At 40.8% G+C, this 373-nt stretch carries 1 protein-coding gene; it reads left to right on the top strand.

Annotation, left to right across the window (positions count from 1 at the left end; genetic code table 11):
- Positions 1–373, top strand: a 373-nt coding sequence (locus tag LJE08_RS13870) for a transposase (protein WP_227403562.1), incomplete at both ends; no start/stop codon positions are given.

Below are 373 nucleotides of genomic sequence, written 5' to 3'. Positions count from 1 at the left end.
CTCGGTTTTGATATCGGTGATAGTGAATCAAAAGCTGCATGGATGGACCTCTTTAGTGAACTTAAACAGCGGGGTCTTACCAACGTTGATATGTTTGTTTCAGACGCTCATTGTGGCTTAAAGGATGCAATCACTACGCAATTTCAGGGTAGCCTTTGGCAGAGATGTCAATTTCATTTTAGTAATGACTGTACAAGTATTCTGGCACTCAAGGATCGTAAAGAAGTTGCTAACCGACTCAAAGATTTATTTAATGCTCCAACGTACGACCAAGCGGTTGAACGGCGTGACCAATTGGTTAAAGATTGGCAGACCGTGTTCCCTAAGGTGGTGAAGAAATTAGAAAATAGTTTTGACGAATTAATGGTGATTT

The organism is Holdemanella sp. DFI.5.55 (genome assembly GCF_020593575.1).
In the GTDB taxonomy this organism is placed as follows: Bacteria; Bacillota_I; Bacilli_A; order Erysipelotrichales; family Erysipelotrichaceae; genus Holdemanella; species Holdemanella hominis.
The sequence above is the reverse complement of the archived record's forward strand: the minus strand, read 5'-3'. Positions and strand labels throughout refer to the sequence as shown.